Raw genomic sequence first — 3,805 nt, 5'->3', positions numbered from 1 at the left:
GCCCCAAAACGCATGGCGTTAGTAACTGCGCGTTTCATCGCGCGGCGAAACATAATGCGGCGGACAAGCTGCTGCGCAACACTTTCGGCCACTAACTGCGCGTCCAGTTCGGGCTTACGGATTTCTTCCACATTAATATGGACAGGAACCCCCATGCGCTTCTGTACGTCGTGACGAAGCTTTTCAATATCTTCGCCCTTTTTACCGATAACAATGCCGGGCCGCGCGGTATGCACAGTAATACGCGCGCTACGCGCGGGGCGCTCAATGATAATGTCAGAAACAGCGCCGCCGGCAAGTCGTTCACGAATAAACTGACGGACCTTGATGTCTTCCAACAACTTCTCTTGGAAGTCGCCTTTACCATACCACCGAGAATTCCAATTCTTAATGATTCCCAGACGCAGTCCGATTGGATTGGTTTTTTGTCCCATATGTTCCTCAGTTAACTCTCTGCGACGACAACGGTGATATGGCTAGTGCGCTTTAGTATCCGTGAGCCGCGCCCCTTCGCTCTAGCCGCGAAGCGTTTGAGCACCGCTCCACCGTCAATCATGATCTGCTCGACCACCAAAGCATCTACGTCTGCCCCTTCGTTATTTTCGGCGTTAGCAATAGCAGATTCCAGACATTTGCGAATCGGAAGTGCAGCCTTTTTTGTGGTAAAGCGCAGGATCTCCAGCGCCTTACCCACTGGCTGTCCGCGTACCAGATCAGCGACAAGACGCGCCTTTTGGGGAGACATCTGAAGTCCTTTTAGCACTGCTGACGATTTCATCACACTCCCCTTTAGCGCTTAGCTTTCTTGTCGGCGACGTGACCCTTGAAGGTCCGCGTTAATGCAAATTCGCCGAGCTTGTGGCCAACCATATTCTCGTTTACGACTACAGGAATATGTTGACGTCCGTTATGGACGCTAATAGTCAAGCCAATGAAATCAGGTGTAATCGTCGAACGGCGCGACCAGGTCTTAATCGGACGACGGCTGCTGCTCGCCTGAGCACTCTGCACTTTACGGTCCAAATGCTCATCAATGAACGGACCTTTTTTAATCGAACGTGGCACGTGAAATCCTCTTAACCCCTAACGCGAACGACGGCGCACAATCATACTGCTCGTACGCTTGTTTCTACGGGTACGATAACCCTTAGTCGGTTGTCCCCATGGCGATACCGGATGACGTCCACCAGAGGTACGACCCTCTCCACCACCATGCGGATGATCCACTGGGTTCATCACTACCCCGCGAACGGTGGGGCGTACGCCGCGCCAACGCATCGCACCTGCTTTACCCAGTTGGCGGGACCCGTGTTCTTCGTTCCCCACCTCACCTATAGTAGCGCGGCAGGATACATGAATCCGTCGCACTTCACCAGAGCGCAAACGCACTTGAGCATAATCTCCTTCGCGCGCCATAAGCTGAGCTGAAGCCCCCGCGGATCGCGCGATTTGACCGCCCTTGCCTGGTCGCATCTCAATATTATGCACCACGGAGCCCACCGGAATGCCTCGCAGTGGCATACAATTACCTGGCTTAACAGGCGTCTGCTCCGCCGAAAGTACGGGATCCCCAACCGCCATACCTTTTGCCGCAAGTATGTAACGACGCTCGCCGTCCACGTAACAAATCAGAGCAATATGTGCCGAACGGTTGGGATCGTACTCTAAGCGCTCCACCTTGCCCGGTACATCAAACTTATTACGCTTAAAATCTACCAGGCGATAATGCGATTTATGACCACCGCCCTGATGACGCCGCGTGATACGACCGAGATTATTGCGCCCGCCGCTATGGGATTGTGCCTCAACCAAAGTCGGATGTGGATCGCCCTTGTGAAGGCGTGTGTCTAGCGCTTTTACTACGAACCGCCGCCCTGCAGAGGTCGGCTTAGTTTTAATTAATGCCATGTTTTATCCCTTTTCCTCAGGCAACGCCGTAATCTATGCTGCTGCCCTCGGCCAGCCGTACATAGGCTTTCTTCCAGGAAGAGCGGCGCCCCACATGACGACCCATACGCTTTTCCTTACCCATATAGTTACAGGTCTGAACAGAAAGCACCTGTACCTCAAAAAGCTTCTCAACCGCCGACTTGATTTCCAGTTTTGTAGAATCACGGGCGACCTTAAACACGAATTGATTTGCCTTCTGCTGCACCATCGTGCTTTTTTCGCTGATAATAGGTGCCAGTAAGACAAGATATTGACGTTCCGCGTTCATCCGTACACCTCACCTAACCTGGCTGCCGCTTCGGTATCCAACAACACTCGACCATACTGGAGAAGGTCAGCAGGCCCGATATCTTGCCAACCAGCGATACCCACTCTTGGAAAATTACGCAAGCCCAGGAAAAGATTCAACGGAACCTCACCCATGACAAGCAAAAAATTATCTCCGCCCGCGCGGCTCAACCAGTCTTTGGCTAATCGACTCCGCGGCTCGCCGAGATCCTCTTGCTGAATGATTTGCAAGCGACCCTGACGCAGCAACTCCGCCAGCACTGTGCGCATTGCCCCGGCCCACATTTTTTTGTTGATCTTTTGGGTGTAGTTTTCATTCCCACCAGGAAAGGCCCGTCCACCGCCGCGCCAGATTGGGCTGCGAATACTGCCGGCGCGCGCGCGACCGGTACCCTTCTGTTTCCACGGCTTGCGTCCACCACCACGCACTGCCGCGCGATTCTTCTGTACGGCGTTCGCCGAACGCATACCGGCCATCTGAGCCACCACGACCTGATGCAACAATGCCTCATTATAAGGCACTCCGAACACACCATCGGCGACCTCGATATCGCTGCTTTTCCCGGTGGTCACTTCCAAGCTTTGCACTTGCATTATTTTTCTCCTAACCACGCACGGCGGGACGAACCATCACGTCCCCGTCACGGGCACCGGGAACAGCGCCTTTCACCATGAGCAAGCGCCGAGTTGCATCAATACGCACCAGTTCAAGGTTAAGCGTCGTGACTTGTTCCGCGCCCAAATGCCCCGCCATTTTCTTACCCTTAAATACCCGTCCAGGTGTCTGGCGACAACCAATAGAACCAGGTGCATTGTGGGCCCGCGAGTTACCGTGACTAGCCCGGTTGCTCCGGAAATTGTGGCGCTTGATGGCGCCAGCGAAGCCTTTACCTTTGCTAACGCCAGACACGTCCACGCGCTGTCCTTCGGCGAAAATGTCCAGATCGATATCCGCACCGCAAGCATAAGTAGTGGTATCCGCCACACGGAACTCCCGTAATAGCCGCCCAGGAGCAATGCCATTTTTACGAAAGTGTCCCGCCAGAGCAGAGGTTACCCTCTGTGGACGGCGTGTACCGGTTGCCACCTGCACTGCACAGTAACCGTCTGTGGCGATATCTTTAACCTGTGCCACCGTATTCGGCGCCACATGAATGACGGTTACCGGCAGCACACGCCCGTCGTCTGCAACGATACGCGTCATACCTACTTTCCGTCCGATCAGGCCCATTACCATTGTATCGTCCTTTATAATTACAGCTTGATCTCGACATCGACGCCAGCCGCCAGATCAAGTTTGATCAGGGCATCCACCGTCTTGTCGTTGGGATCCAGAATGTCGAGTAAGCGCTTGTGCGTACGCTGTTCAAATTGATCACGCGCATTTTTATCCACGTGCGGCGAGCGCAAAACCGTAAAGCGTTCTATTTTTGTAGGAAGAGGAATCGGCCCACAAACGCGCGCACCGGTCCGCCGCGCGGTTTCTACGATTTCCGCAGCAGAAATGTCGAGCATGCGATAATCATACGATTTAAGGCGAATACGAATTTTAGAACTGTCCATTATT

General features: G+C 53.7%; 8 protein-coding genes. All 8 read right to left on the bottom strand.

The window, feature by feature from the left end:
• A partial coding sequence (gene rpsC / locus AC2VNK_RS00125; RefSeq protein WP_486882386.1) for a 30S ribosomal protein S3 occupies nucleotides 1-434 on the bottom strand: 434 nt, incomplete at its 3' end.
• 11 nt (nucleotides 435-445) lie between these two features.
• Complete coding sequence (gene rplV / locus AC2VNK_RS00120) at nucleotides 446-778, bottom strand: 50S ribosomal protein L22 (RefSeq protein ID WP_014030027.1); 333 nt, start codon at nucleotides 776-778, stop codon at nucleotides 446-448.
• Between the two features lie 11 nt (nucleotides 779-789).
• Complete coding sequence (rpsS, locus tag AC2VNK_RS00115) at nucleotides 790-1,065, bottom strand: 30S ribosomal protein S19 (RefSeq protein WP_010639699.1); 276 nt, start codon at nucleotides 1,063-1,065, stop codon at nucleotides 790-792.
• A gap of 18 nt (nucleotides 1,066-1,083) precedes the next feature.
• Nucleotides 1,084-1,908, bottom strand: a complete 825-nt coding sequence (rplB, locus tag AC2VNK_RS00110; protein WP_291523325.1) for a 50S ribosomal protein L2 — start codon at nucleotides 1,906-1,908, stop codon at nucleotides 1,084-1,086.
• A gap of 16 nt (nucleotides 1,909-1,924) precedes the next feature.
• Nucleotides 1,925-2,218: a 50S ribosomal protein L23 gene (gene rplW, locus AC2VNK_RS00105; RefSeq protein ID WP_291523327.1), complete on the bottom strand. Its 294-nt coding sequence runs from the start codon at nucleotides 2,216-2,218 to the stop codon at nucleotides 1,925-1,927.
• Nucleotides 2,215-2,832, bottom strand: a complete 618-nt coding sequence (gene rplD / locus AC2VNK_RS00100) for a 50S ribosomal protein L4 (protein WP_291523329.1) — start codon at nucleotides 2,830-2,832, stop codon at nucleotides 2,215-2,217. Before rplD ends, rplW begins: the two co-directional genes overlap by 4 nt.
• Before the next feature lie 10 nt (nucleotides 2,833-2,842).
• A complete protein-coding gene (gene rplC / locus AC2VNK_RS00095; protein ID WP_291523331.1) occupies nucleotides 2,843-3,475 on the bottom strand; it encodes a 50S ribosomal protein L3 in 633 nt (210 codons plus the stop codon).
• 17 nt (nucleotides 3,476-3,492) lie between these two features.
• Nucleotides 3,493-3,805 (bottom strand): 30S ribosomal protein S10 (rpsJ, locus tag AC2VNK_RS00090; RefSeq protein ID WP_486882385.1); only part of this gene is annotated, 313 nt, incomplete at its 5' end.

This window comes from Acidithiobacillus sp. TH-A35, from assembly GCF_057473505.1.
This window is presented reverse-complemented; position numbering and strand designations above follow the sequence as displayed.

Bases quoted from the DNA above. Each gene is read 5' to 3' on its own strand.
- rplV (WP_014030027.1), bottom strand. From the start codon at position 778: ATGAAATCGTCAGCAGTGCTAAAAGGACTTCAGATGTCTCCCCAAAAG.
- rplB (WP_291523325.1), bottom strand. From the start codon at position 1,908: ATGGCATTAATTAAAACTAAGCCGACCTCTGCAGGGCGGCGGTTCGTA.
- rplW (WP_291523327.1), bottom strand. From the start codon at position 2,218: ATGAACGCGGAACGTCAATATCTTGTCTTACTGGCACCTATTATCAGC.
- rplD (WP_291523329.1), bottom strand. From the start codon at position 2,832: ATGCAAGTGCAAAGCTTGGAAGTGACCACCGGGAAAAGCAGCGATATC.
- rplC (WP_291523331.1), bottom strand. From the start codon at position 3,475: ATGGTAATGGGCCTGATCGGACGGAAAGTAGGTATGACGCGTATCGTT.